Consider the following 24,801-nt stretch of genomic DNA (forward strand, 5'->3'; position numbering starts at 1 on the left):
CTGTGTAACATCGCGCTGGTCCCGCCGCACGCCGCGATCGGCGGAACGGGTGGCTCACCCCTTCGACGGGTGGCTCACACCTTCACGGAGACCAGGAGCTTCCCGTCGAGCGTGCGGATCTCGAAGTGGTCGATGTCGGCCAGCTTGTAGGCCGCGCCGCCCTGGGTGAACAGGGGGTCCCGGGCGCTCTTGTCCGTGCTGTCCGGGATGCCGTACCCCTGAGGCGGCACCGACCAGGTCGTCATGACCTGCTTCTCACCGCTCTTGGGGACCGCGATCAGGCTGCACGCGAGGGGGCCCTTGACGTTCTTCAGCCGCAGCATGGCGTCGGTGCCCCACTTCTTGTCCGTCACCGCGATCGTGGCGTTCACCTTGGTGTCCGGGTCGGTGGCCTCGACCTTGGTGGGCACCTTCTCGAAGGTCTCGCTCGTGGTGGTCGCGGTGATCGCCGTGGTCGAGCCGTCGTCGGAGGTGAGGGCCACCGCGCCGAGCGGTCCGCCGATGATCAGGACGGCGGCCGCGGCCACCAGGGAGAGGTGCCGGCGGCGCCGCCGGCGGCGGACCACCGCGACCTCGCCGACCATACGGTCCAGCAGCCCGGGGCCCGGGCGTGCGGTGAGCGTCTCGATGGCGTTGGGGGTGGCGGTGAAGGAGTGCGGGACGTGGGTGAGCCCGGGCCGGCCCGGGGCACCGTGGATGCCGGGGACGCCGGAGGCCAGCTCCGCCAGCATGGGTTCAAGCCCCGCCAGCTCGTCGAGCCGGCTTCCGCACTGTTCACAACCGGCCAGGTGCTGCTCGAAATACGTGGCATCCGCATCGTCGAGGAGGCCGAGTACGTACGCGCCGACGGCGTCGTGCCCGGCGTGGGGCGCCTGCGCGGTCATGCCGTCACTCCTCTTTCCTCGAGCGCGAGCTTCATGGAGCGCAGCGCGTAGAAGACCCGGGACCGCACGGTCCCGCTGGGTATGCCGAGCGTCTGGGCCGCCTCGTTGACCGTGCGGCCCTTGAAGTACGTCTCGACGAGCACCTCGCGGTGCGCGTCGCTGAGGTCGTGCATCGCGTCCGAGAGGGTCATCAGCCGCAGGGCGCGGTCGATCTCGTCCTCGGCCGGCATGAGCTCCAGCGGGGAGGGGTCGACCTCCTGCGGGCGGGCCTGGCGGCTGCGGTGCCCGTCGATGACGATCCGCCGGGCCACCGTGACCAGCCAGGGCCGGATCGAGCCGGTGGCCCTGCTGAGCTGGTCGGCGTTGCGCCAGGCACGGACCAGGGTCTCCTGGACGACGTCCTCGGCCCGGTGCCGATCGCCGGCCACCAGGCGCAGTACGAAGGCGAGCAGCGGCCCGGCGTGCTCCTGGTAGAGCGCGCGCATGAGCTCCTCGTCCGGCGTACCGCGCTGGGATCTCGACCGATGCGCATCGGTCACGGCGGCGTCGTCGCGCACCAGAACCTCCAGGACGGAACCCGAGTTGGACAACATCAACAGACACTCCCGGTGTGTGGGCCGGGGGTTGTGTGGCCCGGACGGCCTCTTCCTCCATCACTACGGACGGGGCGGGAGTGCCGCTCAACTCGTGCCGAAGATTCTTGAAGAGAACGCGGACGGCGTCCGATCTCACCGGCTCTCAGGAGGACAGGGGGTCCAGGATGACGGGCCGCACCGAGCCCTCGAGCATCGCGCCCAGCCCCTCGACCGCGCAGGTGTCGGGGTGTTCGGCGATGTGCAGCGGCATGCCGGTCGCATCCCGCAGCAGATCCTCGAACCCGGGCAGCCCCGCGCTTCCGCCCGCCAGCATGATGCCGCGCTCCGCGAGGTCGGCGACCAGGTCGGGCGGGCAGCGGCGGAGCACCGCGCCGATCGCGTCGAGCACCCCGGTCAGCGGGGTCTGCACCACGGCCCGGATGCCCTCGATGTCGATCTGCACCGAGCGGGCGAGGCCGGTGGCCACGTCCCGGCCGTGCACCTCGGTGCCGTCCATGGCCGCTCCGGCGCCGCTGAGGGCCAGGTGCAGCGGACGGATCGCCTGGCTCGGCAGCATCAACGCATGCTCGTTGCGCACATGTTGGACGACGGCGTGAGCGATCGTCTCCCCGCCGACCGGCACCCGCTCGGCGGCCACGATCGAGCCCAGCGACAACACCGCGACCTGGGTGGTGGCCGCCCCGCACACCACGATCATCGTCGCCTCGGGCCGCTCGACCGGCAGGCCGCAGCCCACGGCGGCGGCGACCAGGCTGTCGACCAGCTCCACCCGCCGGGCGCCGAGCCCGGTCAGCGTCTCGACGGCGGCGCGCTCCGCCAGCGGGTCCGCGTCGTACGGGACGCAGACGGCGGCGCTCACCAGCGGCTTGCGCCGCCAGGCCCGGCGCAGCTTGTTGCCGACGAGGAACCGCAACATGCGCTGGGCCATAGCGATGTCGACGACCCTGCCGCCGGACACGGGCCGCACGACCCGGATATGAGAGGGCGTACGGCCGGTCATGCGCTCGGCGAGCGTGCCGACCGCGATCAGCCCCCCGGTGCGGGTGTTCACGGCGGCGACGGACGGCTCGTCGACGATGAGCCCTTTGCGCTTGAGATAGACCCGGGTCCTGGCGGCGCCGAGGTCGACGGCGATGGAGCAGCGGCGCAGCCGCTCGAGGCTGATGGTCATGTCAGGTCTCCTGCCTGGGCGGCGTGACGGGCCGTCGCCCCGGCGGCCCTGTGATCATCGTGAGCGCCGCACCGCGCGCCTCGCCTCCGGTGGTGAGCCGGTCGGGCGAGCGCTTCCCCTGGCCCCCGCCGCTCCCTAGTCCCTGCCGTCCGAGTGATCCGCGGTGTCCAGGTAGTCCTTGACGTCGTACTCCTTGGCGTCCGCGTAGCACTCCACGGCGGCCGTGGTCAGCGGAAACCGCACCGGCGTCTCGCCGAAGGCGATCCGCCCCGCCGTCTCGCCCGCCGCCGCGATCGCCTCCCGCACCGCGGGGGCCTCCTCGGCCGGGCAGTGCACGATGACCTCGTCGTGCTGGAAGAAGACCAGCTCCGCGCGGAGCCCCGCCCCGGCCAGCGACTGCCGCAGCGCGGCGAGCATCAGCACCGCCCAGTCGGCGGCGCTGCCCTGGACGACGAAGTTGCGGGTGAACCGCCCGCGGGCGCGGGCGCCGGCCGTGCTGCCGTACCTCGGCTCCTCCTCCAGATCGCGCGGCAGGCCCGCCTCGTCGGCCGCGTCGGCGGAGGTGGTGGCCGGCGGGCAGGTGCGGCCCAGCCAGGTGCGCACCAGCCGCCCCTCCTCGCCCGCCCGGGCCGCCTCGTCCACATAGGCGACGGCCGCCGGGAAGCGGCGCCGCAGGGCCGCGAGGTGCTTGAGGCCGTCGCCCGAGGTCTGGCCGTAGATCGCGCCGAGGAGCGCGAGCTTGGCCAGCTCGCGCCGGCCGGAGAAGGCGCGGTCGGACAGCGTCGCGTACAGATCCCGGCCGCTGCCCGCGACCTCCATCAGGCCCGGGTCGCGGGAGATGGCCGCCAGCACGCGCGGCTCCATCTGGTCGGCGTCGGCGACCACCAGCCGCCATCCCTCGTCGGCGACCACCGCCCGCCGCACCACCCGGGGGATCTGGAGCGCCCCGCCGCCGTTGGTGGTCCAGCGGCCGGAGACCGTGCCGCCGGGCAGATACTCGGGGCGGAAGCGGCCGTCCCGGACCCAGGACTGAAGCCACGCCCAGCCGTGCGCGGTGTGCAGGCGGTACAGCTTCTTGTAGCGCAGCAGCGGTTCCACGGCGGGGTGGTCGATGCCCCGCAGCTCCCAGGCGCGGGTGGAGCCGAGCGCGATGCCCGCGCGCGCGAACGCCTTGACGACCTCGGCCGGCAGATCGGGCCGCACCCGTACGCCCCCGAAGGCGCGGGACACCTCGTCGGCCAGCTCGGCCAGCCGCTGCGGCTCCAGGCCGCCCGGGTATCTCTCGCCGAGCAGCTCGTCCAGCAGCTCGCGGTGGCGGTCGGCCCGCCAGGGCACCCCGGCCCGCCGCATCTCCGCGGCCACCAGCGTCCCGGCCGATTCGGCGGCCGTCAGCAGCCGCATCCGGCCGGGGTGCTCGGCCGCCTCCGTACGGGCCAGCTGTCCGGCGTAGACCGCGAGCAGCCCGTCGAGGGGGTCGGTGCCGGGCGGCAGCGGCACCGGGCCGGGCTCGAAGAGGGACGGCTGGGTCTCGGCGGCCCGCACCGGCGGGTCGTCGGGCACGGCCAGCCCGCGCAGCCGCGCCCACGCCGCGGCCAGCGAGCGCGGCTCACCGGACCGCCCCTCGTGGCCCAGCAGCAGCGCCTCGGCGGCCTCGATGTCGTAGCACCGCTCGACGCGGACGCCGGCGGCGAGCAGGCGGGGGTAGACCTCGGCGGTCGACCGCCACACCCAGCGCTCGACCTCGGGCCGCGACCGTACGGCCTGGGCGACGCCGCCCGCCGCCGCCGTGACCTCGACGACCGGCCCGGCGGCCCGCCCCGTGGGGTCCAGCGGGCAGAGCCGGGCACCCCCGTCGCCGGTCTCCGCCACCGCCCATCTCATGTCGCCGAGTGTGACAGGGGGGTCTGACAGGCCTCATGCCCGTGCGGTTACGGCTGTGAATTGGGTTGACCGTGTGGCGCGGCGGTCCTACGGTCCGTCCGGAATGACGAAAAGCGTTCGAAATGTCGAACCTTGGAGCCGTCAATGACCCCCACCCGTACCCGAGTGCTGCCGCTCCTCGTGGCGGTTCTCCTCGCGCTCCTGGCCCTGCCCCAGACGGGCGGCGCCCCCGCGGCCAGGGCCGATTCGCCCGCCGCCGGAGCCGACTCCGCCGTGGCGGCCGGGACGTTCACCAACCCGATCGTGACGCAGAACGGCGCGGACCCGACGATCATCCGCTACGCCGGGTACTACTACCACCTCGGCACCACCTGGGCCTCCCACTGGGAGATGCGCAGATCGCCCACGCTCGGCGGGCTGAAGACCGCGACCCCGACCACGGTCTACCGCGAGACCGTCGCGTCCCGCTGCTGCAACTTCTGGGCGCCCGAGCTGCACCGTCTCAACGGCTCCAACGGTCTGCGCTGGTATCTGACCTACAGCGCGGGCGTCTCCACGGACATCGACCACCAGCACGTCCACGTCCTGGAGAGCGCCGGGAACAACCCGTTGGGCCCGTACACGTACAAGGGCCAGGTCGATCCGTACGGCGACAACCGCTGGATGATCGACAGCAGCTATCTCTCCCTGCCCGACGGCCGCCTCTACCTGCTCTACTCCTTCTGGGAGGGCGGCACGCAGAACCTGTACGCGGTCCGGATGAGCAATCCGTGGACCCCGACCGGCGGGGCCGTCCGCATCGCGACCCCCACCTACGGCTGGGAGAAGGTGGGCTCCGGCGTCAATGAGGGGCCGACCATTCTCCAGCACGACGGGCGGACGTTCCTGACCTTCTCCGCCTCGCACTGCGACACCCCGGACTACAAGCTGGGGCTGATGGAGCTGACCGGCGGCGACCCGCTGGCGGCTGGCGCGTGGAAGAAGTTCGCCAACCCGGTCTTCCAGCGGAACGACGCCAACGGGGTCTACGGGCCCGGCCACAACTTCTTCTTCCCGTCGCCCGACGGGAAGGAGGTCTGGATGGCCTACCACGCCAACTCCAAGGCCACGGACGGGTGCAGCGGCACCCGGACCACCCGGGCCCAGAGGGTGAACTGGAACGCCGACGGCACCCCGAACTTCGGCACACCGGTCTCCACGTCCATCGCGCTCGCCGAGCCTTCCGGCACCCCGGCCGCCGCGCGGCGCTGACCGTAAGGGAGCGGAAGCGCCGACCGTACGGGATCGGAAGCGCCGGCCGAACGAGAACCGCGGGTCACGCTGATGGCCTGCGGTTCTCGTATGTCTGCGGGAACCCCGCCGACCGCGGGAATCCCGCTGTTCGCGAAAACGCCGTACGCGCGCTTTGGGCGGTCTTTTGGGTGCCATGCCCCGGAATAACGGAATCCGGAAGAATTTCCGGGTGTGGGCGAACCCGGCGGGCGTCGGTGGCGTCACATCTATAGACCGTGCGGATCGTCTATGTCCTACGCTTCCCGGTGATCATCGGGTGATCATCGGGTGATCATCCGGATACGCATGGTGCACGTGCATCTGCTGGTGCATCTGCGAATGCATTTGATCGTTCGGATGCCCATGCATTCGCAGGCCAACAAGGTTATGATCCGGGTCAGTTGACAGCTGCACTAACAGTGGAGAGCCCCTGTGCGCGACCACCCGTACAACGGCATGGCGGCCGTGGACCTTCAGGGGGCCGCCTGGCAGAAGAGCACCCACAGCAATTCGCAGGGCTCGTGTGTGGAGTTCGCCAAGCTGCCGGGCGGGCATGTCGCCGTACGGAACTCCCGCTACCCGGACGGCCCCGCCCTCATCTACACCCCGGCCGAGGTCGAGGCGATGCTGCTCGGCATCAAGGGCGGCGAATTCGACCACTTGGTGAGCGACCCGGTCTGACGCGCCCGTTCCCGCTCCGCCGAGCGACACTGGTAGGTGGGCTTGGTGTCCGGCTGGATGAGACGGCTGGGGTGATACGGCGATGAACGGGTCGGTACGTGTCGGACATGTCCTCGGGGTGCCGCTGCGGATGCACTGGAGCGTCCCGGTGCTGGTGGCCCTGCTGGCCTACGGGCTGGGCCGCCAGACGCTCCCGGCCTGGACCCCGGGCCACTCCAGCGCCACCTACGCGGCCGCGAGCGTGATCGGGGCCGTGCTGCTGATGGGGAGCCTGCTGCTGCACGAGGCCGCGCATGCGGTCGCCGCCCGCAGCAAGGGCGTCTCGGTCCAGGATGTGACGCTGTGGGCGCTGGGCGGCATGACCCAGATGGGGCGGCCGCGGACCGCCGGGGTGGCGCTGCTGGTGGCCATCAGCGGCCCGATCACCAGCCTGGTGATCGGGGGCGTCGCGCTCGGGGCGGGCCTCGGGGCGCGTGGTCTGATCGGCTGGGGGGTGGTCGCGGCGCTGCTGGTGTGGCTGGGGTGGGCCAATCTGCTGCTGGGGATCTTCAATCTGCTGCCCGCCGCGCCGCTGGACGGGGGGCGGGTGGTGCAGGCGGTGATGTGGTGGCGTACGGGGGACCGGGAGCGGGCCGAGCGGGCCGCGGGCCGCAGCGGACAGATCTTCGGCCTGGCGATGATCGCCTTCGGCTGGGTGTCGTTCATCCGCGGGGCCACGGGTGGGCTGTGGTTCGCGCTCATCGGTCTCTTCATGGTGATCGTCGCCAACGCGGAGCGGCAGCGCGCCACCATCAACGAGGCGCTGCGCGGGGTGCGGGTGTCCGACGCCATGTCCCACCCGGTGGCCGCCGGGGCCGACTGGCTGTCCGTGGACCGCTTCATCGACGAGGTGGCGGGGCCCGCCCGGCACACGGTGCTGCCGGTCATCGACTTCGAGGGCCGGCCGAGCGGGGTGGTGAGTCTGCGCGGGCTCGCGGCGGTGCCGCCCGAGAGCCGGGAGGGCAGGCGGGTGCGCGATGTGGCCACGCCGGTCTCCCGGTGCACGCTCGCCGTGCCGGGCGATCTTCTGAACGAGGTCATGGAGCGGGGGGCGCGGCCCGGGGCCGCCATGCCGATCCTGGTCGTCGACCATGGCCATCTGGAGGGGATCGTCACCGCACATGATGTGACGCGGCTCTTCCAGCAGCACGCGCTGGGGATGACGGCCGCCCCGCCGAAGCCCAGCGCGCTGTGACCCGCCCGGAGGGCCGTCATCCCCGGCGTGGGCGGTTCTACCGTGGGTGGTTCTACCGTGGGCGCGGCAGCAGGAACAGCGCCCAGACCACCTTGCCGCGCAGGGTTCCGGCCAGGGGGTGCCAGCCCCAGTCGTCGGTGAAGGACTCCACGAGGTAGAGCCCTCTTCCCGATTCCTGGCCGGCGTCGGCCTCGCCGGCCACCGGGCTCTTCTCGCTCGGGTCCCGGACCGCGCACACCAGGCGTGAGTGCCAGCGCATCAGATGCAGCCGCACCTGTGTCTCGCTCTCCGCGCGGGGCGGGCCGTCCGGGCGGCCACCGGAGACGCCATGGCGCAGGGCGTTGGTGACCAGTTCGGAGACGACCAGGGCCACCTCGTCGAACATCTCGGGAAGGTCCCACTGTTCGAGCGTGGCCCCGGTGAACCGACGGGCTCCCTGGACCGCTTCGAAGCGGGTGGGTAGTGAGCAGGACGCGGAACCGGAAACGCCGGGGGCGTCGATCGGGGGGAGCCCCCGCCACACGGGCTCCAGCATGGTCGAGCCTTCGGTCCCCATGCGAGCTACTCCTGCATCCGTGGCCCTGACGAATCCTGGCCAGATCTCGTACGAGCTTGCACGTGCGCAAGACCTATGGTTCCGAATGCGCACAACGTATGCAAGGGCAGATGCACGTGCACGCAGATTTTTTGAGACTATGTACCCAACTTCGACACAGATTCTCCCTACGCCCTCTTGTGTACGTCTCACACTTGAGTAACGACATGTGTACGGGGAGGAGCCCGAAGAGTGGCAGACTTCGGCCCCAGGGCTGCGGGGGTCGCCTTCGGAAGGATGCGTTCCGTACAGGGAGGGTCGCAGACATGAGCGCAAGCGAGTCAAGCGGATCGGTGGTGCGCCGGATTCTCCTGGGCTCTCAGCTCAGGCGGTTGCGCGAGTCCCGTGGCATCACGCGGGAAGCGGCGGGCTATTCCATTCGGGCCTCCGAATCCAAGATCAGCCGGATGGAGTTGGGCCGGGTGAGCTTCAAGGCGCGCGACATCGAGGATCTGCTCACGCTCTACGGGGTCACGGACGAGACCGAGCGCGCGTCCCTGCTCGGCCTGGCCCGCGAGGCCAATGTCGCGGGCTGGTGGCACAGCTACGGCGATGTGCTGCCGAGCTGGTTCCAGACGTATGTCGGGCTGGAGGGCGCCGCCTCGCATATCGCCTGCTACGAGGTGCAGTTCGTGCACGGACTGCTACAGACCGAGGGCTATGCCCATGCCGTGGTCACCAGTGGTCAGCCCAAGGCCGGCGCGCCCGAGGTGGAGCGACGGGTCGCGCTGCGGCTGGAGCGGCAGAAGCTGCTGGTCTCCGAGCGGGCGCCCGCCTGCCATGTGGTGCTCGACGAGGCGGCGTTGCACCGGCCGTACGGCGGTCGGGCCGTGATGCGGGCCCAGATCCAGCACCTCATCGCCGTCTCCGAGCAGCCCAATGTCACGCTTCAGGTGATGCCCTTCTCCTTCGGCGGACACGCCGGGGAGAGCGGGGCGTTCACCCTGCTGAGCTTCCCCGAGTCGGACCTGCCGGACATCGTCTATCTGGAACAGCTCACCAGCGCGCTCTACCTCGACAAACCCGAGGAAGTGGGGCACTACCGAGGGGTGTTGGGGCGGCTGAGTGACGACAGCCTGTCCATGGAAAAGAGCCGTGACTTGCTGCGGGGCCTTCTTCAAGTCGCCTGACTCGCCAGTACGATGACAGTCGGTCAGGAAACAACCCCCCACGCGTACGCGGGTGTCGTCACAAGCGACACCGTGTCCTCCAGATTGGGATGGCATGTCCTACTTCTCCGAGCTGGCCTTTCAGTACATCGACGGTGAGTGGCGGACCGGCAGCGGTTCCTGGGACATCGTCGACTTCAACCCTTACAACGGGGAGAAGCTCGCCTCCATCACCGTGGCCACCGTTCAGGAGATCGATCTGGCCTATCGCGCAGCCGAGCGGGCGCAGCCGGAGTGGGGCGGCACCAACCCGTATGCCCGGCGCCTGGTCTTCGAGCGGGCGCTGCGGGTCATCGAGGACCGTGAGAAGGAGCTCACGCAGGCGATCATCGCGGAGTGCGGTGGCACGCATGTGAAGGCGGGATTCGAGCTCCACCTCGCCAAGGAGTTCCTGCGCGAGGCGATCCAGCTGGCGCTGCGGCCCGAGGGCCGCATTCTGCCCTCGCCGGTCGACGGCAAGGAGAACCGCCTCTACCGGCTGCCGGTCGGGGTGGTGGGGGTCATCAGCCCGTTCAACTTCCCCTTCCTGCTGTCGGTCAAGTCGGTCGCTCCGGCGCTCGCGCTGGGCAACTCCGTTGTGCTCAAGCCCCACCAGAACACTCCGATCTGCGGTGGCGGGCTGGTCGCCAAGGTCTTCGAGGACGCCGGGCTGCCCGCGGGGCTGCTCAATGTGGTGGTCACCGACATCGCCGAGATCGGCGACGCCCTGATCGAGCACCCGGTGCCCAAGGTCATCTCCTTCACCGGCTCGGACAAGGTCGGCCGCCATGTCGCCACCGTCGCGGCCTCCCACTTCAAGCGCTCCATCCTGGAGCTCGGCGGCAACAGCGCCCTGGTCGTCCTCGACGACGCCGATGTGGACTACGCGGTGAACGCCGCCGTCTTCAGCCGCTTCGTCCATCAGGGCCAGGTCTGCATGGCCGCGAACCGGGTGCTCGTGGATCGCCGGATCGAGCGCGAGTTCACCGAGAAGTTCGTGGCCAAGGTCGAGTCGCTGAAGGTCGGCGACCCGAGCGACCCGACGACGCACATCGGCCCGCTGATCAACGAGGGCCAGGCCGAGGCCATCAGCGCCCTGGTCGACCAGACCGTCGCCGAGGGGGCCACCGCGCTGGTGCGCGGCCGGACCAAGGGCACGCTCGTCGCGCCCAGCGTGCTCACCGGAGTCGCGGAGGACGCCGCGATCCTCGGCCAGGAGATCTTCGGTCCGGTGGTGCTGCTGATCCCCTTCGACGGGGACGAGGAGGCCGTCCGCATCGCCAACGCCACGGAGTACGGGCTCAGCGGCGCCGTGCACACCGGCGACATCGAGCGCGGGGTGCGCTTCGCGAAGCGGGTGCGCACCGGCATGATCCACATCAATGACAGCACGGTTCACGACGAGCCGATCGTGCCCTTCGGAGGAGAGGGGAACTCCGGGCTCGGGCGCCTCAACGGCGACTCCTTCGTCGAGGACTTCACCACCACCAAGTGGATCTCCATTCAGCATGGCCGCAGCCAGTTCCCGTTCTGAGTCGAGGCGTCATTTTCCAAGCCGAGGTGTCGTTGAGGGCTCGTTGAGGACAGAGGCTGACCGCAAGGGTCCGTAGCGTCGGAGACATCGGGAGAGAGAACTCCCGGAGGACCGACGGAAGGCGGACCCATGCCCACTCTGGTGAACCAGGAAGCCCACGGTGACGAGGCCGGAGCCCTCCTGGGCTTCCTCGATGCCCAGCGCGGCGCCGTCCGCCGCACGCTGCACGGCCTCAGCGACGAGCAGGCGCTCCTCAAGCCGTCGGCGAGCGAGCTGTCGCTGTTCGGCGTCCTCAAGCACGTCGCCGAGGTCGAGGTGGGCTGGGTCGAGGACGCCAAGCAGGTGACGCGCTCCATCCCGCGCGACCACTCCACGTGGCATCTGAGCTTCGAGCCCGAGGAGGGGCAGGCGACGGTCAAGGAGGTGCTGGCTTTCTGGGACGAGGCGGTGGCCGAGACCGAGAAGTTCATCCGCTCGCTGCCCGACCTGAACGGAACCTTCCCGCTGCCCCCGGCGCCGTGGTTCCCCGAGGGCAGTGTGCGCTCCATGCGCTTTCTGCTGCTCACCTTGATCCAGGAGTTCGCCCGCCACGCCGGCCACGCCGACATCATCCGCGAGACCATCGACGGCAAGACCGCCTTCGAGCTGATCGACGCGGTCGCGGCGGGCCGCTAGCCGGGCCCCGGACGCCGGCCGAACCGCCGGCCGCAGGTCGAGCGGGCGGGTCGAGCGGGCGGGGCGAGCCGGTGGCCGGCTCATCGCCGGGAGGCGAGCCGTGGCCGCAGCGCGCACCAGGCGGGGAGGACGGAGGAGACCACCGCCAGCAGTGCGCACGCGGCCACCGCCGCACCCAGCGCGCCCCAGGGCACCGCGGGCATGGTGGTCGCCGGCACCGACAGCCGCCCCAGCGCGCTCCACAGGCCGAGCAGTTGGACCCCGGCCACCGCCGCGCCCAGCACCGCGCCCACGGCGACGGTCAGCACCGCCTCCGCCGCCACCGCGCGCAGCACCTGGAAGGTGGTGCCTCCGGCCAGCCGCAGCGCCGTCAGCTCGGGTATTCGGTCGGAGGTGGCCATGATCAGCGTGCCGACGAGCGCTATGCCCGCGTAGACCAGCGCGATGCCGACCACCACCAGCAGGCCCAGCCGGGTCTGCGGGCTCGTGCGGGGATGGACCTCCGCCACCCAGACGTCCGGGGTGAGCACCCGCCCGCCCTCGGACCGGACCGCCGCCCGCAGCCCCCGGGCCACGGCGGCCGCGTCGGCCCCGGGCCGCAGCCGCACCTCGATCCGGTCCACCGTGGCGCCGCGCGCGTTCCCCCAGGTGACATACGCGCCGTTGTCGCCGGTGCCGGTCCGCAGGACGGCGACGATCCGCAGCGTGGTCTTCCGGCCGTCGCCCAGCCAGACGGCGACCTGGCGGCCGACGGTGGGCCGCTCCCACTCCTCGTTCACCACGATGCCCCGGTCGTCCAGATCACGGACCGAGCCGGAGACCACGGGCAGCCGCCCGACGGCCTCGAGCCGCGCCGGATCCACGGCCCGCGCCGCCGACTCGACCAGCGCCGACTCGCCGTCGCGGGCGAACACGGCGGTGGTCGCGGACGCGGACGTCAGCGCTCCGGGCACCTCGGACACACGCCGCACCGCGCCCGCGCTCAGCCCCTCGGCGCCCGCCCCCGGGGTGACCACGAAATCGGCGCGGGTGTGCGCCCGCAACTCGGCCGCCTTGGCCTCGCTCACCGTCGCGGCCGCGCCCATCAGGGAACCGGTCAGCGCGACCGTGATCAGCACCGGCGCGGCCACGGACGCGGTACGCCGCACCCCGGCCGAGGCGCTCTCCCGGGCCAGCATCCCCGTCGCCCCGGGCAGCCGGGCCGGCAGCCGGCCCAGCGCCCGCACCAACGGCCGGACCAGCAGGGGCGCCAGCAGGCCGACCGCGGTGATCAGCACCATGGGCTCGGTGGTGTACGTCTTCCGCTTGAGCAGCTCGCCCGGGTCGTCGGCCAGCGTCCACCCCAGCACCGCCACCCCGGCCAGCAGCAGCCCGGCGCCCAGCAGCCGACGGGCGAGCGGCATGGTCCGGCTGTCCACGGCGGCCTCGCGCAGCGCCTCGGCCGGCTCGACCCGACCGGCGCGCAGCGCCGCGGCCCACACCCCCGCGAGCGCCACCAGCAGGCCCGTCCAGAAGGCCACGGGAAGCGGCCAGAAGTGATCGCCGATGGTGAACCAAGGGGGCGCCACCCCGCCCTCCACCAGCCGCCGCGCCAGCCAGGGCGCACCCCACGTCCCCAGCGCGCAGCCCGCGGCCGAGGCGAGCACCCCCACCACCGCGGCCTCCGCGAAGACCACGCGTCTGAGCTGGCCGGGGGCGGCTCCCGCCATCCGCAGCAGGCCGAACTCCCGGCGCCGCTGGGCCACCGCGAAGGCGAAAGTGGAGGCGACCACGAAGACGGAGACAAAGCCGGTCACCCCGGCCGCCGTGCCGAGCAGCGCGTTGACCGTGAGCAGGGCCCGGCTGTCGCGGTCCGGGTCGGGGTCGGCCCGCCGCCGGTCCGCGCCGGTGAGGACCCGCACCCCGGGCGTACCCGCCACGGCCTCGCGCACCTCGGCGGCCGGGGCGCGCACCACCACCGCGTCGATCCGGGACGAGATGCGGGCGGCCTCGCCGTCGGTGAAGAACACCGCGCTCTCGAAGGCCGACCGGGGGACCGTGCCCACCACGATCCGGGTGCGGTACTCCGAGACGGTCCTGATGCCGATCCGGTCGCCCACCTTCACCCCGGCACCGGCGACGACCACCTCCCCGGCCCGCTCCGGCGCCCTCCCGGAGGCCAGCCGGTAGGGGGTGAAGGCCGCGGCGGACCACGGGTGGCCGACGGTGCCCTGGGGGAGCGCCCCCGAAAGCAGGGGGAAGGTGCGGTCCGGTGTCACCGGGCCGAGCCGCCCGAGCCGCCGCACCAGCTCGGGCGGCACCGGGCGGGGGTGGGCCAGCGGCGCCGACACCTCCTCCGTGTCCGGTCCGCGCCGCACGGGGACGGTGACGGTGTCGGCGCCGCGCACCACCACCGGCGCGGCGGCGAACCGCTCCGGAACGCGCTTCGGGGCGTCCAGCGTGGAGGCCAGCGCCAGGCACATGGTGGCGATCAGCGCGACCCCGAGACCGAGCGCGACGAAGGTGCCGACGAGCGTGATCCAGCGGGTCCGCAGACCGCCGAGCGTCATGGTCAGCACGGGACCGTCTCCAGCCGTGTCATCCGGGCGGAGACCTGCTCGGGGGTCGGCCGCTCCAGCTCTCCGCTCACCCGCCCGTCGACGAGGAAGACCACCCGGTCCGCATACGAGGCGGCGACCGGGTCGTGGGTGACCATGACGACGGTCTGCCGCTCGGCGTCGACCAGCTCCCGCAGCAGCCGCAGGACATCGCGGCTGGTGGCGGAGTCGAGGGCGCCGGTCGGCTCGTCGCCGAAGAGCACCTGGGGTTGGGTGATCAGGGCACGGGCCAGCGCCACGCGCTGCTGCTGGCCGCCGGAGAGCTGACCCGGCCGGTGCCCGGCCCGGTCCGCCAGACCGACCCGGGCCAGCGCCCGCTGTATCTCCGCGCGCGCGGGGGCGCGGCCCGCCAGCCGCAGCGGCAGGGCCACGTTCTGCGCGGCGGTCAGCGAGGGCAGCAGATTGAAGGACTGGAAGACGAAGCCGATCCGCTCCCGGCGCAGCCGCGTCAGCCGGGTCTGGCTCAGCCCCTCCAGCGGGGTGCCGCCGATCGACACCGAGCCGGAGTCGGGCCGGTCGAGGCCCGCCGCACACTGGAGGAGCGTGGACTTGCCGGAGCCGGAGGGGCCCATGACCGCGGTGAAGCTGCCCGCGGGGAAGGAGAGGCTGACGTCGTCGAGCGCCGTCACCCCGCTCGCCCCGGAGCCGGAGTCGTAGCGCCGGCTCACCCGCGAGAGCCGGACCGCCGCGGTGCGCAGGTCAGTTCGTGTCATGCCGTCCAGACAACCGCCTCCGGCCCGCCCGTTCACGACCACTGGGCATAGTTCCGGAGTATGGCCAGGCATACCTCCAAGACGCCTACTGGGCCGACTGTGCCGGGGGTCGCCGCGCCGTACCGTTCTCGTATGTCCACGCGAAATGTCCGACAGGCCCTCTATCAGCCCGGCTATCTGCGCTCCGCCTGGCCCTGGCGCGCGGTGCTGTATCTGATGAGCAGCGCGCCCGTCGGGCTGCTCGCGCTGCTCGGCATCATCGTCCTCGCGCTGGTCGGCGGCGTGTTGACGATCCTGGTGCTCGGACTGGGGGTACTGGCCGCGCTGGGGCTGGCCGGGGTGCCGGTCGGCGCGATCGAGCGCCGCCGGCTGCGGCTGGTCGACGACAGACCGGCCCGCAGCCCGCACCGCCCTCCGGACGAGCCGGGGCTCCTCGCGTGGGCGCGCGTGCGGTATCAGGAGCGGGCGACCTGGTACGAGCTGGCGTACGCAGTGCTGTTCGCGTTCGGCCTGTGGATGGCCGACGCAATGGCCCTCCTGGGCGCGCTGGGGGCGCCCCTGTCGATGATGGCCACCCCGATACTGCTGGCCCTGGACGGCGGCGGCCAGGCCCAGGTGCTCAAGTACTGGTCCGTCACCTCCTATAACGAGGCGGCCGCGTGGTCCCTCGCGGGGGCGATGCTGCTCCCGGTGGCGCTCTACTGTCTGGGCACCTTCGCCGGGCTGCGGGCCGCGTTCGCCCGGCTGCTCCTCGCGGGCCCCGACGACCCGCTGCGCGAGGAGCTGGGGGAGGTGGCCCGGTCGCGGGCCCGGCTGGTGCACGCCTTCGAGGCGGAGCGCCGGCGAATAGAGCGGGATCTGCATGACGGCGCCCAGCAGCGTCTGGTGGCGCTCACCATGACGCTGGGCCTGGCGCGGCTGGACGCCCCGCCCGGGCCGCTGGCCGACCAGCTCGCCAAGGCGCATGACGAGGCGGGCAAGGTGCTGGCGGAGCTGAGGGAGCTGATTCATGGAATACACCCCCAGGTGCTGGCCGACCGGGGCCTGGAGGCGGCGCTGGAGGACGCGGCCGACCGCTCGCCGATCCCCGTTCTGGTGCATGCCCCCGGGCTGGGGCGGCTGCCCGAACCGGTCGAGAAGGCCGCGTACTTCGTGGTCTGCGAGGCACTGGCCAATGTCGCCAAGCACAGCGCCGCGGCGCTGGCGGAGGTCGGGGCCGAGGTGCGGGAAGGGGCGCTGTTCGTGTCGGTGGTGGACGACGGGGTGGGCGGTGCGGTCCTTCGGCGGGGCGGCTCCGGGGGCGGGGCTGGAGTTGACGCGGGGGGCAGCGGGCTGACCGGGCTGTCAGACCGGGTGGCCGCGCTCGATGGGACACTGACACTTTCCAGCCCGCCTGGCGGGCCGACGATTCTGGGCGTGGAGATACCGTGCGAGCCGATCGAAGCGTCTCTGATCAACTAAGGGATCCTATGCAGGACATGGTGTCCGGCCGTGGGATGTCCCATCGTGGCGGGGTGGCGTGGGCGTGCAGGTGAAACCCTGCACCCAGTGCTGCCCCTTGTGGCCGGTGTCGGCCGGGATGGGGTCTCCCCTGCTCGAGCGAAGCCGAGAGCTTGGGGAAGGGTGTGCTGATCGTCGTCACGCCCTGGTGCCGGTGGGCTGCGCGGAGCAGCCGTATCCGGCCCGTTGGTGCGTGTCCCTCCGGACGCTGGCCCGCCGGACCCGGGGGTCTGGTGGGGGAGGGTGCCCTGCGTCGCCTGGGCGCGGGGCGTGTGGTCTGGCGCCGGGTGGGTCCGGTCTTGGACCGGTCCCTCCGGCGGGTCTTGGCGGTCGTCGGGGTCGTGGGGGTGACCACGGCTCGGGCTTCGAGCTTGTCTGTCACGCTGCGGATGGCCAGGGTGTCGCTGGCGCGGTCGGTGACGGTCTTGGTCTGGTGGGTCAGGCCGCGGGCGGCGATGCGCTGCCATGCCCCCATGTCGCGGTCGCCCTGCCAGCCGCACCCGGGGTTCGGGCAGACGGCCCACTTCCAGCCGGGTGTAGTGGGCCGGTCGGGGGCCTTGCGGTGGCACAGTGGGACGAGGCAGCGGGGGCAGTGCCGGGAGGTGTTGCGGGCCGGGACCGTCACGACGGCGATACCGGCCTCGGCGGCCAAGTGCCGTATCCGCTCCACGATCTGCCCGCGGATCTGCTGGGACAGGCGGGTGTTGAGGGTGCGGCCCATGCCCCGCGCCTCCATGGAGCGGAGGTCCTCGACATAGATCACGCTCGCGCCGACGGTGATGGCCTGGTCGACCGTCCAGCGCGCCGCGGCCCACGCCAGGGCGTCGTTGAGGTTGGAGCGGCGGGCGGAGACGTGCCGGACCCCTTCGGTGAGCACGTGGTGCCGGGCCGTCAGCGGATGCGTGTCATGTCCGGCGATGAGGTGCTGGTAGTGGCCGGCCTTGGCGTGCAGGTGCTCGCACTCGCGGCGCAGCCGGTGCTGTTTGGCCAGCACACCGGCAGCACGGAACATCCCGCCCGTGCCGATGGCGATGAGGCGCCCGTCCTTGTGGAGCCGGATGGCGCCCGCGCTGAGCAGGGTGTTCAGGCCCCAGTCCACGCCCAGCGCGATGATGTGCCCGGTGCGCCGGGCCTTGGGCACGGCGTGCGTGTAGGCCAGATCGGCGAGCACCCTGCCCTGGTGGACGCGGAGAGTGGGCAGGTGCAGCACCGCGCCGGGTGGGACCGTGGGCGGCAGCGTGATGGGGCACGCCACCCACGCCCAGTCCCGGTAGGAGCGCGGGTCCCGGCGGACGGGCAGCTGCACCCGCAGCAGCGCCCGGCCCGGATCGTCACCGCGTGCGATCGACGCCTGCTGCCCATCGCACGCCGACAGCAGCAGCATCCGCGCAACGCCGGGTGCGGCCTCCAGCTCGAACACGTCAGCCGGCAACCGGCCGTGCTGCCGCTCGAAGTCGGCGATCTGCCGGGTGCGGGACCTGATCACGCCGGAGGGCAGATGCCTGCCGTCGGGGATGGCCTCGCGGACGGCATCCCACTCATCCGGGGTACGCCGACCCGCCTCGGCGGGCCAGGTCCCGATGACTCCGACGGTGAGATCGGCCCGCCACTTCGCCGACCGCAGGGTCCGCCCGGCCTGCTCCTGCGCCATGCGCACGATACGGTCATTGACCTTCACGCTCGCGGGCGGTGCGGCGTTCCAGTCCAGACGCCGCAGCGCCATCCACGCGTTCGACGGCAGCGCCCGGCCGCCGGCGTCCACACCCGAGGCCAGCTGGTCCACATCGGCGGCATTCCAGTGCGTGTCCAGCAGCGAGGCAGCCATGCCGGACACCAGACCAGCCGCCCAGTCCACCCGCTCCGCCAGCACAGCGGCCGACAACACCTCACCCGTCTTCTCCACCACACCCGCACGCAACAGACCCCGGGCACAGGCAGTACGGGCCATCTCGCCCCCACCCAGCGGCAATCTCCGACTCACCAGCCCCCCTTCCCGCCCGTGGCGCTGTCATCCGATCAACGACACACCTCGAGAAAGGTCACGCATTCGATCCTCACACTCACATACGACACCGACACCGGTACCGGACACACGACACGACGCCGATAAATGACGCATCACCACGGATCCCAAAGGAAACACATGAGCCTTCGGCTAGTCCTGGCGGAGGACAGCGTGCTGCTGCGCGAGGGCCTGGTGGGGCTGCTGGCCCGGTTCGGACACGAGGTCGTCGCGGCCGTCGGCGACGCCCCCGCGCTGCGGGCGGCGGTCGGCGAGTTCTCCCCGGACCTCGTGGTCACCGATGTGCGGATGCCGCCGGGGCAGAGCGACGAGGGGCTGCGGGCGGCGGTCGCCCTGCGCAAGGAGCGGCCGGGGCTGCCGGTCCTGGTGCTGAGCCAGTATGTGCAGCGGACCTACGCGACCGAGCTGCTGGACTCCGGCGACGGCACGGCGGTGGGCTATCTGCTCAAGGACCGGGTCGGGCAGGTCGAGGAGTTCATGGACGCGCTGCGCCGGGTGGCGGGCGGCGGCACGGTCGTCGACCCGGAGGTGGTCCGCCAGCTGTTCCGCCGTCGGCGCGACCCCCTGGAGCGGCTCACCTCGCGGGAGCGGGAGGTGCTGGCGCTGGTGGCGGAGGGGAAGTCCAACGCGGCCATCGCGCGCGAGCTGGTGGTCTCGGAGGCGGCGGTGGGCAAGCACATCGGCAACATCCTGGGCAAGCTCGACCTGCCGCCCGGCGAGGACACCCACCGCCGCGTCCTCGCGGTCCTGGCCTTCCTCCGGGCGTAGTACCCGGGGGAGGGGCGTCTAGCCTGGACAGCGGCGGGCCCCAGAGGGGCCGGGAGGGAGAGAAGCGGGCGATGTCAGCGATCCGGCTGCTGGTGCTGGGGGCGGTGCGCCAGCATGGGCGGGCCCACGGCTACCAGGTCCGTAACGACCTGGAGTTCTGGGGCGCCCACGAGTGGTCCAACGCCAAGCCCGGATCGATCTATCACGCGCTCAAACAGATGGCCAAGCAGGGCCTGATGGTCGCTCACGATGTCGCGCCGAGCACGGTCGGCGGCCCGCCGCGCACCGAGTACGAGCTGACCGAAGCGGGGGAGGAGGAGTATTTCCAGCTCCTCCGTGAGGCGCTGGTGCGCCATGACCAGAAGATCGACGAGCTGACGGCCGGGGTCGGCTTCATCGTCGACCTTCCGCGTGCCGAGGCGATCTCCCTGCTGAAGGAGCGGGTGGCGGCGCTGGAGGAGTGGCGGGCCGAGGTCACCGCGCACTGGATGCCGGACGAGGCCACGCCCGACGCCTGGGGCCATATCGGCGAGATCATGCGGTTCTGGGTGCACTCGGCCGACAGCGGGGCGCAGTGGACGCGCGGGCTGATCGAGCGGCTCGAGGGCGGGGCGTATGTGATGGCCGGTGAGGGGAAGCGCTCGGTGAATGTGCTGATGGACAGCGTGCCGAGCACGGAGAGCCCGAGTGCGCCCGCGCCTGGCGAGGACGGCGCCGAAACAGAGCAGAACGCCGACTAATCAAGTTTGACTAATTCGCAAGAGTCACGCCCAACTGCTGGCGGTCAGCCGGCCGCTGGCGCTGCTCGCGGTCTTCTTCCCATTGGCTTTGGGCCGTTATCAGAGCCTCAGCCGCTGAAACGATTCCAGACACGCCCGAAAGCCGCGTGAGTCACACCATCACCCGTCGTGGGTGGTTCCGGATACGGTGCTTGCATGGTGAACGACAGGGGGGACACGGGCGCGAGGGCGACGGGCGGGGTCGGTTACGCCCTGCTCGTCGCCGCCGCCCCGGGTGGCCGACAGCGGCTGATGGACGCGGCCGGGGCGCTGCACCAACTCGCGGCCGTACCGCCCGCCGCGTTGCTGGGGACCGCGGGCGGGGCGAGCGTCGTACAACTGGTGGACCCGGCCGACCCGCAGACCGTGCTGACGCATCTGCGGACCGCGGCCGCCCACGACGGGCCGGTGCTGATCTATCTGGCGGGCCAGCTCACCTTCGACACCAAGCAGCGGCTGCCGCACTTCGCGCTGGCCCGTACGACGCCGAGGACCGCCCGCTACACCGCGCTGCCGTGGCACTGGCTGGCCGCCGAGCTCGCGCCGCGGCCGCCGGGCAGCACCACAGTGCTCGTCGACCTGGTGGCGGACGAGACGGCGTGGCCGCGGCTGTCGTCCGACCCCGTTCTGGCCGGGCGGCTGATGGCGGCCGGGCTGACGCTCTACGGCGCCATCGCCCCCGCTCCGCCCAAGCGGCGGACCGCCGCGCCGCTCTACAGCCGGGCGTTCGCCGCGGCCTTGCGGGGCGCGGCCGAGGACACGCCGTTCGCGCTGCTGCACGAGCGGGCCGTCGCCGAGGCGGGTCTCGGAGGCGGCGCGGAGCTGCTGTTCGACGGGTCCGCCGTCGCCGCCGCGGGCGCCCCGCACCCGACCCCGGCACCCGCTTCGGCAGGCGGGGTGACGCGCGTTGCGGACGGCCCGGAGGCGGCGGAGGCGGAGGCGGCCGTTCCAGCGCCCCGCGCGCAAGACCGCCGGCAGGACCGCCCGCTGGAGCTGCTGCCGCCCGCACCCCTCGCCACCCTCCCGCCCCCGCCAGCGCCGTGGCCGGCGCCCACCGGGCCGGAGCAGCCCCCGCCGCCCGCGCCCGCGTCCGATCCGCACGCCGCGATCTTCGAGGCCGCGTACGCCGGGCGGCACAGCGAGGCCGCCTCCATGGCGGCGGCCTGGGAGCAGGAGGCCCTCCGCTCCGCCGGTCCGCACTCGGGCGCGGCCCTCCACTGGCTGGAGGTACGGGCCGACCTGGCGCGCCTCGCCGGCGACCCGGCCCGCGCCTGCGAGCTGTGGATGGCGGTGGCCGACGCCCGGCTGGGCAACGGTGAGGCCGCCGACCACCCGGACGTCGAAGGGGCCGTGGACCGGGCCCACCACCAGTGGCAGTTCGTCCAGGACCCGGTCAGGGCCGGCGCCCTCGCCCCCTTCCTGATATCGCTGCGCGGTCGGGTGCCCGGCCGCAGGCCCGGCGCCCTGGAGGCGGTCCGGCGCAGGGCCGAGATACTCCAGGCCGCGGCGCGTACGGCCTGACGGCGGCTGCTCTCGGACGTACGGCCTGACGGCGGCTGCTCTCGGACGTACGGCCGCTCTCGCCTGAACGGCCGCGCCGCTCAGTGGTGGAAGGCGGTGGCCACGGTCTCGGGGCGGCCCAGGGGCCGCGGCTGGCGCCGCAGTTCGGGCAGCAGCGTCCGCAGGTCGTCCAGGAAGAGGTCCGAGAGGTCCATCGAGAAGCCGTTGCGGCACACCATCCGCAGCACGGCCAGGTCCTGCCGGTTCGGCGGGAAGGTGTAGGCGGGCACCAGCCAGTTGTGCTCGCGCAGCCGCCGCGACACGTCGAACACATCGAAGTTCTCCACGCCCTCGGCCGTGGTGAAGGCGAAGACCGGCAGCTCGTCCCCGCGTGTCAGCAGCCGGAAGTCGCCCAGCGCCTCGATCCGCTCCGCGAGCGAGCAGGCCACCTCCCGCGTGGTCTGCTGCACCGCGCGGTAGCCGTCCCGCCCCAGCCGCAGAAACGTGTAGTACTGGGCGGCCACCTGGGAGCCGGGCCGGGAGAAGGTCAGCCCGAACGTCGGCATCTCGCCGCCCAGGTAGTTGACCCGGAAGACCAGCTCCTCGGGGAGGTCCTCCATGGTGCGCCACAGCGCCCATCCCACGCCGGGGTAGACCAGGCCGTACTTGTGTCCTGAGGTGTTGATGGAGGCGACCCTGGGCAGCCGGAAGTCCCATTCCAGGTCCGGGTCGAGGAAGGGGGCCACCATCGCGCCCGAGGCGCCGTCCACATGGACCGGGATGTCCAGCCCGGTGCGCCCCCGCAGATCGTCCAGCGCCGCGCAGACCTCCGCGACGGGTTCGTACGAGCCGTCGAACGTGGACCCGAGGACGGTGACGACGCCGATGGTGTTCTCGTCGCACAGGTCCGCGGCCGCCTGGGGGTCGAGGTGGAACCGGTCGCCCTCCATGGGCACTTGGCGCATCTCGACTTCCCAGAAGTTGCAGAACTTCTCCCAGCACACCTGGACATTGATCCCCATGACCAGGTTGGGCCGGGCCACCGCCGGATAGCGCACCGGGTTGCGTTTGGTCCAGCGGCGCTTGAGGGCCAGCCCGGCGAGCATGCACGCCTCGCTCGAACCGGTGGTGGAACAGCCGATGACGGAGTCCGGGTCGGGGGCGTGCCACAGATGGGCCAGCATCGCGACGCAGCGCCGCTCCAGCTCGGCGGTGCGCGGGTACTCATCCTTGTCGATCATGTTCTTGTCGCGGCACTCGAACAGCACCTGGTCGGCCTGTGGCTCCATCCAGGTCGTGACGAAGGTGGCGAGGTTGAGCCGGGCGTTGACGTCCAGCATCAGCTCGTCGTGCACCAGCTTGTAGGCGGTGGCGGGGGGCATGGGGCCGTCGGGCAGCCGGTTGCGCGGCACCTCGTCGACCATGCCGCCGACCGGGTCGGCCGCCCCGTAGAAGGGGTTGACCGCGACAGCGGGCCGTCGCTGCCCGCTCTCGTACCGCGTGTCGTGCCTGCCCTTGTGGAGTGCCATGGGCCGCGCACTCTCCCCTCGGTCATGAGAGCCGTCGGCTGACCTTCGCGACAATACGGGCGAATGCGGCTGATGACCCGTTCCCGCGCCGCACCCCTCCCGCCGCCGTAGCCCCTCGCCGCCCTTCGTTTCGCTACCCCGCGCTACCCCGCGCTGCTCAGCGACAGCTTCACCGCGAACCCCAGGAACGCCGCGCCCGCCGCCGCCGACAGCCCGGCGGTCAGCCGCTTCCGCCGCCGGAAGGCCGCCGCCAGATGCGCGCCACTGAAGATCAGCACCGACAGATACGTGAGGCTGAACAGCTGTCCCCAGGCGCCCAGCACCAGGAAGGACAGCTCCGGGTGGGCGTACTCCGGGTCCACGAACTGAACGAAGAAGGAGATGAAGAACAGAATCGCCTTCGGGTTCAGCAGGCTGATCACCAGCGCCTTGCGGTACGGCCGCTCCACTGCCCGCGCCCCGTCATCCGCGGCCCCTGGCGCGGCCGCCGGGCCGGCGGAGCCGCCGGCCCCGCGCGAGCCCCGGTCGCGCCACAGCCGCCACGCCCCGCGCAGCATGCCCAGCGCCAGCCAGCTCAGATAGCCCGCTCCCGTGTACTTCACCACGGCGAAGAGCGTCGGGCTCGCCTGGAGCAGCGAGGCCACCCCGCCCGCCGACAGCACCATCAGTACCGTGTCCCCGCACACCACGCCCAGCGCGGCCCGGTAGCCGGTCCGCGTGCCGCTGCGGGCGGCGACGGAGACCACATAGAGCGAGTTCGGCCCCGGCAGCAGGATGATCAGGGCGAGACCCGCCAGATACGTCGAAAGATCTGTTATTCCCAGCACAGCAGGCAGGATGCCAGCCGCCCCCGGAAGCATCCCAGCGGGTTTCCGGGATCCGGACTTGCACCTCACGCGACGTGAGGGCACACCGTGGAGCGCGTACCAGGAAGGAGCGGACGGCCATGAGCTACTCCGTGGGACAGGTGGCGGGTTTCGCCGGGGTCACGGTGCGCACCCTGCACCACTACGACGAGATCGGGCTGCTGCGCCCGAGCGTCCGCAGCCGGGCCGGGCACCGGCGCTACGACGACGCCGACCTCGACCGGTTGCAGCAAATCCTGTTCTACCGGGAGCTCGGCTTCCCGCTCGACGAGGTGGCGGTCCTGCTGGACGACCCGGACACCGACCCGCAGCAGCATCTGCGGCGTCAGCACGCCGTGCTGACCGAGCGGATCGAAAGGCTCCGGAAGATGGCCGCCGCCGTCGAACACGCCATGGAGGCACGGAAGATGGGCATCAACCTCACGCCCGAGGAGAAGTTCGAGGTCTTCGGGGGCAAGGACCCCGAACAGTACGCGGAGGAGGCCGAGCGGCGCTGGGGCGGCACCGAGGCCTACGCCGAGAGCCAGCGGCGCGCCGCCGAGTACACCAAGGAGGACTGGCAGCGGATGCAGGCCGAGGTCGCCGACTGGACCGCCCGGTTCGCCGCCCTCATGGAGGAGGGGGAGCCGGCCTCCGGCGAGCGGGCGATGGACATGGCGGAGGAGCACCGGCGCCATATCTCCACGTGGTTCTACGAGTGCACCTTCGAGGCCCACCTGGGGCTCGGCGAGATGTATGTGGCCGACGAGCGGTTCCGGGAGTTCTACGACTCGGTCCGGCCCGGGGCGGCCGAGCACCTGCGCGCGGCCATCGCGGCGAACGCCGCCCGTCACGGCTAGGCCGCGGCCGTACGCC

Annotated in this window: 21 protein-coding genes; 11 read left to right on the plus strand and 10 right to left on the minus strand. The window is 72.1% G+C overall.

Annotated features, from left to right (window positions below):
• Positions 1 to 74: 74 nt before the first annotated feature.
• The 4 genes from ACH4S9_RS39770 to ACH4S9_RS39785 form a co-directional block, all read right to left on the minus strand.
• On the minus strand, positions 75 to 884 hold the full coding sequence (locus ACH4S9_RS39770) for a zf-HC2 domain-containing protein (protein WP_398376613.1): 810 nt from the start codon (positions 882 to 884) through the stop codon (positions 75 to 77).
• On the minus strand, positions 881 to 1,477 hold the full coding sequence (locus tag ACH4S9_RS39775; protein WP_311727116.1) for a sigma-70 family RNA polymerase sigma factor: 597 nt from the start codon (positions 1,475 to 1,477) through the stop codon (positions 881 to 883). The genes ACH4S9_RS39770 and ACH4S9_RS39775 overlap by 4 nt, the downstream gene beginning before the upstream one ends.
• A gap of 145 nt (positions 1,478 to 1,622) precedes the next feature.
• Positions 1,623 to 2,651: a rod shape-determining protein gene (locus ACH4S9_RS39780; protein WP_385347960.1), complete on the minus strand. Its 1,029-nt coding sequence runs from the start codon at positions 2,649 to 2,651 to the stop codon at positions 1,623 to 1,625.
• Between the two features lie 135 nt (positions 2,652 to 2,786).
• Positions 2,787 to 4,532: a bifunctional 3'-5' exonuclease/DNA polymerase gene (locus tag ACH4S9_RS39785; RefSeq protein ID WP_385347963.1), complete on the minus strand. Its 1,746-nt coding sequence runs from the start codon at positions 4,530 to 4,532 to the stop codon at positions 2,787 to 2,789.
• A 144-nt stretch (positions 4,533 to 4,676) separates the two neighbouring features.
• Here ACH4S9_RS39785 and ACH4S9_RS39790 point away from each other — a divergent pair, with 144 nt between their 5' ends.
• The 3 genes from ACH4S9_RS39790 to ACH4S9_RS39800 all read left to right on the plus strand — a co-directional run bounded on the left by ACH4S9_RS39790 (position 4,677) and on the right by ACH4S9_RS39800 (position 7,719).
• Positions 4,677 to 5,783 carry a glycoside hydrolase family 43 protein gene (locus tag ACH4S9_RS39790; protein ID WP_311727119.1) on the plus strand — a complete coding sequence of 369 codons (1,107 nt, stop codon included), beginning with the start codon at positions 4,677 to 4,679 and terminating at the stop codon, positions 5,781 to 5,783.
• Between the two features lie 477 nt (positions 5,784 to 6,260).
• Positions 6,261 to 6,485 (plus strand): DUF397 domain-containing protein, encoded by a 225-nt coding sequence (locus tag ACH4S9_RS39795; RefSeq protein WP_311727224.1) that lies wholly within the window; start codon positions 6,261 to 6,263, stop codon positions 6,483 to 6,485.
• 82 nt (positions 6,486 to 6,567) lie between these two features.
• The gene (locus ACH4S9_RS39800; protein WP_398376617.1) at positions 6,568 to 7,719 is read left to right on the plus strand and encodes a site-2 protease family protein; all 1,152 of its coding nucleotides are present in this window, start codon (positions 6,568 to 6,570) and stop codon (positions 7,717 to 7,719) included.
• 52 nt (positions 7,720 to 7,771) lie between these two features.
• Here ACH4S9_RS39800 and ACH4S9_RS39805 read toward each other — a convergent pair whose 3' ends face one another.
• Positions 7,772 to 8,275 carry an ATP-binding protein gene (locus tag ACH4S9_RS39805; protein ID WP_358843862.1) on the minus strand — a complete coding sequence of 168 codons (504 nt, stop codon included), beginning with the start codon at positions 8,273 to 8,275 and terminating at the stop codon, positions 7,772 to 7,774.
• A gap of 305 nt (positions 8,276 to 8,580) precedes the next feature.
• Between ACH4S9_RS39805 and ACH4S9_RS39810 the strand changes: the two genes are divergently transcribed.
• The 3 genes from ACH4S9_RS39810 (at position 8,581) to ACH4S9_RS39820 (ending at position 11,671) form a co-directional block, all read left to right on the plus strand.
• Positions 8,581 to 9,444, plus strand: coding sequence for a helix-turn-helix transcriptional regulator (locus tag ACH4S9_RS39810; RefSeq protein WP_311727123.1), 864 nt, complete (start codon positions 8,581 to 8,583; stop codon positions 9,442 to 9,444).
• A gap of 94 nt (positions 9,445 to 9,538) precedes the next feature.
• A complete protein-coding gene (locus tag ACH4S9_RS39815; protein ID WP_311727125.1) occupies positions 9,539 to 10,996 on the plus strand; it encodes an aldehyde dehydrogenase family protein in 1,458 nt (485 codons plus the stop codon).
• A gap of 129 nt (positions 10,997 to 11,125) precedes the next feature.
• Positions 11,126 to 11,671 (plus strand): DinB family protein, encoded by a 546-nt coding sequence (locus ACH4S9_RS39820; RefSeq protein ID WP_398376620.1) that lies wholly within the window; start codon positions 11,126 to 11,128, stop codon positions 11,669 to 11,671.
• An 80-nt stretch (positions 11,672 to 11,751) separates the two neighbouring features.
• On the opposite strand, the gene ACH4S9_RS39825 is transcribed toward ACH4S9_RS39820, so the two are convergent.
• Both ACH4S9_RS39825 and ACH4S9_RS39830 read right to left on the minus strand, forming a co-directional pair.
• Positions 11,752 to 14,229: an ABC transporter permease gene (locus ACH4S9_RS39825; protein WP_398376621.1), complete on the minus strand. Its 2,478-nt coding sequence runs from the start codon at positions 14,227 to 14,229 to the stop codon at positions 11,752 to 11,754.
• A complete protein-coding gene (locus ACH4S9_RS39830; protein ID WP_311727128.1) occupies positions 14,223 to 14,981 on the minus strand; it encodes an ABC transporter ATP-binding protein in 759 nt (252 codons plus the stop codon). The genes ACH4S9_RS39825 and ACH4S9_RS39830 overlap by 7 nt, the downstream gene beginning before the upstream one ends.
• A 132-nt stretch (positions 14,982 to 15,113) precedes the next feature.
• Here ACH4S9_RS39830 and ACH4S9_RS39835 point away from each other — a divergent pair, with 132 nt between their 5' ends.
• Positions 15,114 to 16,442 (plus strand): sensor domain-containing protein, encoded by a 1,329-nt coding sequence (locus tag ACH4S9_RS39835; RefSeq protein WP_361186779.1) that lies wholly within the window; start codon positions 15,114 to 15,116, stop codon positions 16,440 to 16,442.
• Here the strand turns inward: ACH4S9_RS39835 and ACH4S9_RS39840 are convergent.
• Positions 16,435 to 18,387, minus strand: a complete 1,953-nt coding sequence (locus tag ACH4S9_RS39840; RefSeq protein WP_398376622.1) for a zinc ribbon domain-containing protein — start codon at positions 18,385 to 18,387, stop codon at positions 16,435 to 16,437. The genes ACH4S9_RS39835 and ACH4S9_RS39840 overlap by 8 nt on opposite strands.
• A gap of 237 nt (positions 18,388 to 18,624) precedes the next feature.
• Between ACH4S9_RS39840 and ACH4S9_RS39845 the strand changes: the two genes are divergently transcribed.
• The 3 genes from ACH4S9_RS39845 (at position 18,625) to ACH4S9_RS39855 (ending at position 21,572) form a co-directional block, all read left to right on the plus strand.
• Positions 18,625 to 19,272, plus strand: coding sequence for a response regulator transcription factor (locus tag ACH4S9_RS39845; protein ID WP_311727131.1), 648 nt, complete (start codon positions 18,625 to 18,627; stop codon positions 19,270 to 19,272).
• A 71-nt stretch (positions 19,273 to 19,343) separates the two neighbouring features.
• Positions 19,344 to 20,012: a PadR family transcriptional regulator gene (locus ACH4S9_RS39850; protein ID WP_311727132.1), complete on the plus strand. Its 669-nt coding sequence runs from the start codon at positions 19,344 to 19,346 to the stop codon at positions 20,010 to 20,012.
• Positions 20,013 to 20,207: 195 nt separating this feature from the next.
• Complete coding sequence (locus ACH4S9_RS39855; RefSeq protein ID WP_398376623.1) at positions 20,208 to 21,572, plus strand: hypothetical protein; 1,365 nt, start codon at positions 20,208 to 20,210, stop codon at positions 21,570 to 21,572.
• Between the two features lie 80 nt (positions 21,573 to 21,652).
• Here ACH4S9_RS39855 and ACH4S9_RS39860 read toward each other — a convergent pair whose 3' ends face one another.
• Positions 21,653 to 23,080, minus strand: coding sequence for a glutamate decarboxylase (locus ACH4S9_RS39860; protein ID WP_311727134.1), 1,428 nt, complete (start codon positions 23,078 to 23,080; stop codon positions 21,653 to 21,655).
• A gap of 143 nt (positions 23,081 to 23,223) precedes the next feature.
• Complete coding sequence (leuE, locus tag ACH4S9_RS39865; protein WP_398376624.1) at positions 23,224 to 23,907, minus strand: leucine efflux protein LeuE; 684 nt, start codon at positions 23,905 to 23,907, stop codon at positions 23,224 to 23,226.
• A 119-nt stretch (positions 23,908 to 24,026) separates the two neighbouring features.
• On the opposite strand from leuE, the gene ACH4S9_RS39870 reads away from it, so the two are divergent.
• Positions 24,027 to 24,785, plus strand: coding sequence for a MerR family transcriptional regulator (locus ACH4S9_RS39870; protein WP_398376626.1), 759 nt, complete (start codon positions 24,027 to 24,029; stop codon positions 24,783 to 24,785).
• Positions 24,786 to 24,801: the final 16 nt, after the last annotated feature.

This window comes from Streptomyces sp. NPDC021225 (assembly GCF_044332865.1).
GTDB lineage: Bacteria > Actinomycetota > Actinomycetes > Streptomycetales > Streptomycetaceae > Streptomyces.

Excerpts from the sequence above, each read along its gene's own strand:
- ACH4S9_RS39770 (WP_398376613.1), bottom strand. The coding sequence starts at position 884 with ATGACCGCGCAGGCGCCCCACGCCGGGCACGACGCCGTCGGCGCGTAC.
- ACH4S9_RS39775 (WP_311727116.1), bottom strand. The coding sequence starts at position 1,477 with ATGTTGTCCAACTCGGGTTCCGTCCTGGAGGTTCTGGTGCGCGACGAC.
- ACH4S9_RS39780 (WP_385347960.1), bottom strand. The coding sequence starts at position 2,651 with ATGACCATCAGCCTCGAGCGGCTGCGCCGCTGCTCCATCGCCGTCGAC.
- ACH4S9_RS39785 (WP_385347963.1), bottom strand. The coding sequence starts at position 4,532 with ATGAGATGGGCGGTGGCGGAGACCGGCGACGGGGGTGCCCGGCTCTGC.
- ACH4S9_RS39790 (WP_311727119.1), top strand. The coding sequence starts at position 4,677 with ATGACCCCCACCCGTACCCGAGTGCTGCCGCTCCTCGTGGCGGTTCTC.
- ACH4S9_RS39795 (WP_311727224.1), top strand. The coding sequence starts at position 6,261 with ATGGCGGCCGTGGACCTTCAGGGGGCCGCCTGGCAGAAGAGCACCCAC.
- ACH4S9_RS39800 (WP_398376617.1), top strand. The coding sequence starts at position 6,568 with ATGAACGGGTCGGTACGTGTCGGACATGTCCTCGGGGTGCCGCTGCGG.
- ACH4S9_RS39805 (WP_358843862.1), bottom strand. The coding sequence starts at position 8,275 with ATGGGGACCGAAGGCTCGACCATGCTGGAGCCCGTGTGGCGGGGGCTC.
- ACH4S9_RS39810 (WP_311727123.1), top strand. The coding sequence starts at position 8,581 with ATGAGCGCAAGCGAGTCAAGCGGATCGGTGGTGCGCCGGATTCTCCTG.
- ACH4S9_RS39815 (WP_311727125.1), top strand. The coding sequence starts at position 9,539 with ATGTCCTACTTCTCCGAGCTGGCCTTTCAGTACATCGACGGTGAGTGG.
- ACH4S9_RS39820 (WP_398376620.1), top strand. The coding sequence starts at position 11,126 with ATGCCCACTCTGGTGAACCAGGAAGCCCACGGTGACGAGGCCGGAGCC.
- ACH4S9_RS39830 (WP_311727128.1), bottom strand. The coding sequence starts at position 14,981 with ATGACACGAACTGACCTGCGCACCGCGGCGGTCCGGCTCTCGCGGGTG.
- ACH4S9_RS39835 (WP_361186779.1), top strand. The coding sequence starts at position 15,114 with ATGTCCACGCGAAATGTCCGACAGGCCCTCTATCAGCCCGGCTATCTG.
- ACH4S9_RS39845 (WP_311727131.1), top strand. The coding sequence starts at position 18,625 with ATGAGCCTTCGGCTAGTCCTGGCGGAGGACAGCGTGCTGCTGCGCGAG.
- ACH4S9_RS39850 (WP_311727132.1), top strand. The coding sequence starts at position 19,344 with ATGTCAGCGATCCGGCTGCTGGTGCTGGGGGCGGTGCGCCAGCATGGG.
- ACH4S9_RS39855 (WP_398376623.1), top strand. The coding sequence starts at position 20,208 with ATGGTGAACGACAGGGGGGACACGGGCGCGAGGGCGACGGGCGGGGTC.
- ACH4S9_RS39860 (WP_311727134.1), bottom strand. The coding sequence starts at position 23,080 with ATGGCACTCCACAAGGGCAGGCACGACACGCGGTACGAGAGCGGGCAG.
- ACH4S9_RS39870 (WP_398376626.1), top strand. The coding sequence starts at position 24,027 with ATGAGCTACTCCGTGGGACAGGTGGCGGGTTTCGCCGGGGTCACGGTG.